This window comes from Desulfosporosinus burensis, assembly GCF_054657535.1.
On sequence record NZ_BAAHYN010000032.1, the window covers coordinates 1 to 6,985 of the forward strand.

The 6,985-nt window shown below is 37.8% G+C and carries 4 protein-coding genes; all 4 read right to left on the reverse strand.

The genetic code is table 11. The annotated features are described in order from the left end of the window. Positions 1-112: 112 nt before the first annotated feature. The gene (locus tag ACYQ3Q_RS28075; RefSeq protein WP_459931697.1) at positions 113-2,263 is read right to left on the reverse strand and encodes an ATP-dependent helicase; all 2,151 of its coding nucleotides are present in this window, start codon (positions 2,261-2,263) and stop codon (positions 113-115) included. Between the two features lie 695 nt (positions 2,264-2,958). Beyond that, positions 2,959-3,453: a rubrerythrin family protein gene (locus ACYQ3Q_RS28080; RefSeq protein ID WP_459931698.1), complete on the reverse strand. Its 495-nt coding sequence runs from the start codon at positions 3,451-3,453 to the stop codon at positions 2,959-2,961. 342 nt (positions 3,454-3,795) lie between these two features. After that, positions 3,796-6,270: an HD domain-containing phosphohydrolase gene (locus tag ACYQ3Q_RS28085; RefSeq protein WP_459931699.1), complete on the reverse strand. Its 2,475-nt coding sequence runs from the start codon at positions 6,268-6,270 to the stop codon at positions 3,796-3,798. A 289-nt stretch (positions 6,271-6,559) separates the two neighbouring features. Beyond that, a complete protein-coding gene (locus ACYQ3Q_RS28090; protein WP_459931700.1) occupies positions 6,560-6,706 on the reverse strand; it encodes a (Fe-S)-binding protein in 147 nt (48 codons plus the stop codon). Positions 6,707-6,985 lie beyond the last annotated feature (279 nt).

Consider the following 6,985-nt stretch of genomic DNA (forward strand, 5'->3'; position numbering starts at 1 on the left):
TTTCTACGACAGAACAAAAAGTATTTCAATATGAATGTGATGCACTGTTTTAAATTCACCAACAATTGTCACTCCGCTATCCTTTTCTGAAACGATCTAAAATACAACATCATCAAGATCCGACCGCCCAAATCAAGCTCTGCTTTTCACAGATGTCCTTCATGAAGGAACGCTGTGCACCGTTCTTGAAAAGAACCATAATCACATTCCCATCGTCTTTTACGATGACTCCTTCTCCGAAGGCCTTATGTTGTACAACCAACCCTGCGACCAAATCGCTCGGTTGGTTTTCTATTCCTTTAGCGGTGATGTCTAGTGGATTTTTACCTTGAATTACGAGATTAACTTCACGAAGGAAACGAGATACTTTCACTCGTTTGTGATGATAATAATTCATGGAACATAAGGTTAACTGTCGTTTGGCCCTGGTCATCCCTACATAGAAAAGGCGTCTTTCCTCTTCTAATGATTCGTTCTGCCCACTTTGTTCAGCCTTGATCGTCTCTCGCTCGGGAATGATCCCTTCGACAAGATCAATTAAATAAACCTGTTCCCATTCTAAACCCTTTGCAGAATGGATTGTGGAAAGGGTCACGGCATTACTGAGCTTATTTTTATACGAAGACATCATCCGCTTTTCAAGATACGTTAAACGATTGGCAAAATCCACAATTGTTCGTTCATTCTGCGCGATTGTACTGAGAATATCCAGGAGACCTCCGACGTACTCTTCGGAAAAGCCTAACGACTCGCAGATTCGCTTCATTGCTTTATCATACTCCAACTGGTTTCGGATATAATCGATCGCCTTAGTGGGTGTAAGTGTATTAAGCTCCTTAAACCGTTTTTTCAGATCTAAGTACTCACTTTTCCCCTTTGACGTCACCCCTGGTTGTTCAGCCAAAATTTCGAAGATGGAACGATCAATTGGTACTTGCTTAAGTAAATCGAGATGTTGTTTTCGAATCGGACAACTCAGTTTAGACCATATCCGCTCCAAAGTTAGCAAGCTTTTATCGCTAAACGAGAAGCGCAGGAAATTCAAAATATCGTTAATCGCCCAGTGGGAGAAAAACCTCTGTTTACCCGACTCTCGCATATAGAAGAGAATATTGGCCCGATCTAACTCTTCTGCTAAACAAATAGCCGATAAATTGTTTCGATACAGTACTCCTACCTTTGCTAAATTCTTTTGGTTCTTAAGGTTTTGGACAATAAACTGATTTTGCTCTCCGATTCCTTCAAATTGGCCGATCTGCAGGACGTCTCCCTTGGGATTTTCGGTAAACATGTCTTTATCAAAACGCAGCTTATTAGAACGAATGAAGCCACAAGCTACCTCTACAATTTGCGGAGTAGAGCGAAAGTTTTGCTCCATGCGGAGAATTTTGGCACCCGGGTAAGTCTGTTCAAACTCTAAAAGATACTTTGGTTCAGCCGCTCGAAACCCAAAAATAGATTGGTCATCATCCCCCACGACGAAAATATTGTCCTTAGGTTTAACGACTAGTTCGATAATTTTATGCTGTAAAAGAGAGGTATCTTGGCTCTCATCCGTGAGGATATGGTCAAAGCGCCTTCGGTAAGCCTCTAGGCACTTCTGGTTTTCCTTTAACTCCTGAAACGCTAGGGATAGCATATCGTCATAATCAATCAGTCGCGGTCGGCTGTCTTGTTTATAGTTTTCATAATCGTTATAAATAAAAGGAAAATTCTTAATGTCACTATTGGAATGCTCTTCGGGTTTGCTCAAGGTATTTTTCACATAACAAATAGTATTCTGCAACCCCTCTACCTGCTCGTCGGTAATTGTCGAAAGATTGTACTTTTCATAGATTCTACGCAGAACCCCCATCTTGCTTGCAGAGCCTGTTTGTTCCTCAATAATTTCGAATCCGATACCTCTTTGACGAAAAGCTGTCCGAACGACTTCATAAGCAAAGCTGTGGATCGTAGAAAAATGGATTTCCCCTCGCCCTTCGGTTTGGCCGCTTACCATTGTCCCAAAGTTCATAACAAATCGTTCCCGCATTTCCTTGGCAGCTGCCCGCCCGAAGGTTAGACAAAGAATCGTGCGGGGATCTACATTTTCTACAAGAATTAAGTAAGCCAAGCGAACAGTAAGAACGGTTGTCTTACCTGCGCCGGGGACAGCTAAAAGCATAAGAGGGCCCTGGTTATGAACCACGGCCCGTTTTTGCTGTTCCGTTAAATTAAAGCCTCTAGCCTTGATCTCTGCAAAGAAGTCCTTCTCGTTAATCAACTTAAAACTCCTACCACTATAAGTCTTATCATTATGATTATATCAGGAATTATGGTTGATCAACAACTTCCGCAGGCCAAGGCCTGCTCTTTTATCGCTACTGCCTCCTCTTTTTAACCCTATAATACGATGTAGCGAAATTGTAGCGCTACAATTGTAGCGGTATTGTAGCTTAACATTACAACCTAGCTCCCCTTAACTGCTCCACTACCTGGCTCTTCATACAATTGTTAGAGCTATTTGTATTGGCACAATTCTTGCTATTATTAAAATTAGAATATTTTGAAATATTACCAACTATCTAAAGGAGGTGGATTTCAAGTCTGTCTTAAAGAAATCAATCTAAAATTCTATTCCCTATGAATTAAGCGACTTGTAGAAATATCTTAAAACTAAACTGGAGGAATTATTATGAAAGCATTCGTCTACCATGGTCCAAAGAACATGAGTCTTGATCAAGTAGGAATATCGGCTTTTTGATCATCAGTCGGATTGGGTAGTCCTTTAGGTAGGATACTTACTCTAGGTTAGCCACAGCCTTAGAGGATGGCTATGACTTAGACTACTTAAATCAAGTTCGAACGGACTTGGCTAGATTAATAAATCCCCACCTAGTAAAATAGGTGAGGATTAGACCCTACGTCTTTTATGACATGTTAAAGCAATCAAGGGGCACTCCATTGAAGAGCCAACAACTAATACTTAATGAATTTCGTTCCCACAGTACCGCAAATAAAACATCTTTCAGGCACTACCTTCTCAATGTTTCCGCAAATAGGACAAAGATAGTAAAATACTTCTTCCTCCTGGTCTAGATTATCTAGTGCTTCTTTATATAGTCTTGCATGGACCTCTTCAGCCTTTAGAGCATATGTAAAAGTCCGCACTGCAGCCTGATTTCCTTCTTCTTGAGCCACTTTTAAAAATTCCGGATACATGCTTTGATATTCATGATTCTCTCCATTAACTGCATCGTTTAAGTTTTCAACAGTTGATTTGATCTTACCCGCAACCTCGAAATGCTTTTGGGCGTGAATGGTTTCGGCATCTGAAGCTGCTTTGAAAAGCTTTGCAGCATTCTTTTTGCCATCTGCTTCAGCTTTTTTTGAGTAAGCATTATATTTTCGATTAGCCTGAGATTCTCCAGCGAAAGCTTCCATTAAATTCTCTAATGTTTTTTGGTTATCCATAAAGTACCCTCCCATATAGTTTTTAATAATCGTTGATAAATATAATACCACAAAACAAACGTGATTTACTAATGACCCAAGGGAAAACAAGGGGACAGGTTCGTTGTTTCACACCCACAAACCCTTGCCTCTAAGATTTGACGAACGTTTATTTTAGCTATTCACTTAAGGTCTTAGCTAGAAGTAGTAAAAGTCCTTTTGATATCTTGAAAACTGTAGTGCAAATCATGCTCTCAGCAGGACGAAAATACTAATTGAAAAAGCCCATAGCACCTACGCCTAGATGCTACAGGCTTTACTTTACATCGGTTCATCCTTGCTCATTTTGAAGTTCTAAAGAAATCACCAAGGTAATCCTAAAATCTTTTCCACAAATACCCTGGCAATATCCGGATCAAACTGTGTGCCCGCATTCTTCTTTATTTCGGCAACTGCAAGGTCTTCAGTTAAGGCCTTTCGGTAAGGCTGATCACAGGTCATCGCATCGTAGGCCTCTGCAAGGGTTATGATCCTTGCTTTCCAGTGAATGGTCTCACCTTTTAATCCTTTTGGATAACCCCTACCATCCCATCTCTCGTGGTGAGCAAAGACATATTCTGCAATATTATAATACTCGCTAGAAGTGCCTAACAACCGATACCCTGTTTCTGGATGGTGTTGTATTTGGGCCCATTCAGCCTCAGACAACTTGCTGGTCTTGTTTAAGATCACATCATCGATCGCTATCTTTCCTATATCATGTAATTCTCCTGCAATCCTTAGCTCTTTAATTTCATCATTACTGAGCTGATAGGCTTTACCAATTTCTTCACAAATAATGCTTACCCTTTTGGAATGAGCAGCTTCCCGCAGACTCGTAAGATGAAGTGTGTTGAGGATGGATTTAATGACCGCGCTTCGCTTGCTGGAACTATCAAGAATCTTCTTCTCATACATGAGATCTTCTGCACTTTTCAAAACATCCAGAGCAACTTGGTTCTCGCTATTTTTTGTATCCCATCCGAATGAAACTGATATATTAATACCCATTATCTTTCTCTGTTCAATTTTTTCTTTTATCCGTTTAACGAACTCCTGTACAAAAACCGCCTCGGTTTTGGGGAGTAATATGACAAACTCATCTCCGCCAGTCCTAGATATGATATCATCCGCACGACATGCCATTTTAAACACATCTGAAACTAGCTGAATAAGTTGATCCCCGGCTTGATGACCAAAGGCATCATTGATAGTTTTAAGACCATTTACATCGGCAAACACAAAGGACAGCGGTAAATTTCTCTTAGTATCTAAGCGTTTCAATTCTTCTTCAAAAAATCGTCTATTATATAAACCTGTCAACTGATCATGGTAGCTTAAATACTCAATTTGCCTTCGTTTTTCTTTTTTATCACTAAAATCTCTGAACACTATCACTACACCAATTACTTTGCCAAAACTATCTTTAATCGGTGCTGCTGTATCTTCAATAGCTCGTTCCGATCCGTCTTTGGAAACTAAAATTGTGTGATTGGCTAACTCAATAATCTCTTCGGTTTCAAATACTATCTGTACAGGACTTTCTACCTTCTCCCGTGTGTACTCATTAATAATTTCGAAGACAGTTTCAAATGAATTCCCATAACCGTCTTCCTGGGTCCAGCCCGTTAATCGTTGTGCAACCGGATTTATAAAGTCTACAATGCCATTTCTATCAACAGCTATTACCCCATCACCCACAGATTTTAAGGTTGCATATAATTTCTCTTCATTTTCCCTTACTTTATATTGTTCAGTTTCAATTCGACTGAGCATTTGATTGACAGAATTTCTTAAAAATGCAAACTCATCATTCCCATTGATTTTCAAGTTGGGAATTTTGCTTTTTGTTAAGTCTAAACCTTTAACTTCATTAATTAATTTAATAAATGGTCGCGATATATGAATTCCCAATAAGTGAAAGATTATTAATAAAATAAAGACCATAATCGTTGAATAAAAGAACATAAAGCTATAAATTTGGTTCATTCCACCTCTAAATAAATCCCTTGTCTTTGTTAATGTCATCAAAACTGAGGATTCTTCATAGGCAGTATTTGGGATAATAAATTCCGCTTGCAAAGTATCCTTGCCCTTATTAAGTGTCACTAGGTCCAAGGAAACACTTTCACCGTCCTCCAACGCAGATTCTTGAGTTACATCACTACTGTCAATATTTATGGTCGATAAATAAATGTTGCCATCTGTTATCTCGTTTAACTTTTTAATCATAGTTTCGTCAATTAGCCTGCCCATAAGCATTCTGCCATTTGGATTTTTTACTTTACTAGAATCGGTTATTTCAGATGTAGTAACAAAATAGAATTGATCCCCTAATTTCATAATCTTTGAAATATCTTTTTTAGGATTAGAAATTCTTATAAATTTCTCAACATCTTCATTAAGACCTTCCGGAAATTGTGTAAATTGCTGGTTAATATCATCATAATATTGTTTATACCAAATTGAATTATCCTCTTTAATAAATAAAAGAAAGTTTATTTCAATATTTGAGAAAGTGTCTTCTACTAAATAATTAGTAATATACTCTTGTTTATTTATATCATTAATAAAATCATAAGAGTCATCCCAATGACTATAATCATTAACAGTTGAGAGATACTTAATCCTTTTTTCCTGAAAAAACAATCCTGCGCTCCTACTGTTCGAACTAATTTGAGCTTCTTCCTGACTTACTAAGTAATTTGAAAAAAAATTAGAAAATACCCAATTACTTAAGAATATAAAAGCAAATGTTATAACTATTGTGATGATAGTTATTTTATTTCTAACCTTCAATACAATCACCTTCTCTCCGAATTATTGCCATCTTCTACGACAATTGACATGATTATCCTTTATGATACCACATATATTTCATTATAATTGTCACCGCGAAGATGATTTAGGAGAATTCCAAAATGAATCATTACTTTAAGTGGTTGAACAAACAAAAGGCCTTGAAATGGACTGAGTTCGAAAATTTACAGTTTCTTCTAGCACTTCATTCCAAGCTGCAATTTCATCTTTTGCTTCTTCTATTTCTATGGTTTGAGCTTCTAAATTTTTTAACTTGTGTTCATTTTCTTTAAATAAATAAAAATTTGCAACTTTCTAGATAATTAAGTCCATTTACAATGGCCAACATCATACTGCGGCAATCTCCATATCCGCAAGATGCACAGTTTATTTTTCGTTGCTCTTGGGTGAGCTTATGCATAAGCTGTGTTGACATTAGCTATTATCTACTCATTCACCCTACTCTTAGTTCTACATCTCACTACCTAGAGACAGTTTTCTAAGTTGTATGATTATTTTGTATTACTTTCAACATTTTTCTTCGATTTCCTCCTAGGATGGATGTGCTAAAACATCTTACCGTATGTGGATAATGACTATATGGCCAAAGAAGGAATTACAATAGATTTCCTTCCTACCCTTGCTAATCTATTAGGCATTCCCTTAGAAAGGCAGATAACCTTTGGCCAGGATATCTTGAACTCTGAGCAGAACT

Coding starts and splice junctions, on each gene's coding strand:
- ACYQ3Q_RS28080 (WP_459931698.1), bottom strand. CDS start 3,453: ATGGATAACCAAAAAACATTAGAGAATTTAATGGAAGCTTTCGCTGGA.
- ACYQ3Q_RS28090 (WP_459931700.1), bottom strand. CDS start 6,706: ATGTCAACACAGCTTATGCATAAGCTCACCCAAGAGCAACGAAAAATA.